The following is a 257-nucleotide window of genomic DNA, read 5'->3' on the forward strand; positions in this document are numbered from 1 at the left end:
TGTCTCACGGCGCAGTGATCAAAGAAAACGAGGAAAACAAGACCATCGAGGTCGAGATCGTTAACGAACCTCCCACGTCGGTCGATGTTGAGAAGCGGTGGTCTGGTGATGTGGAGGCTGATCGTCCGGGTTCTGTGACTATCAACTTGTTGGCTGATGGTCAACAGACGGATAAGTCTGTGGAACTGACTGCTGAGAATGGCTGGAAGGGGACGTTTACCGACCTACCGAAGTATGTGACGGTTGATGGTGAAAAG

The 257-nt window shown here is 51.4% G+C and carries 1 protein-coding gene; it reads left to right on the forward strand.

Annotated features, from left to right (window positions below):
- Window positions 1–14: 14 nt before the first annotated feature.
- The coding region (locus QP415_RS12205; protein ID WP_285100251.1) for a Cna B-type domain-containing protein at window positions 15–257 on the forward strand (243 nt) is incomplete at its 3' end.

The sequence above is a fragment of the Pauljensenia sp. UMB3104 genome, assembly GCF_030217285.1.
In the GTDB taxonomy this organism is placed as follows: Bacteria; Actinomycetota; Actinomycetes; order Actinomycetales; family Actinomycetaceae; genus Pauljensenia.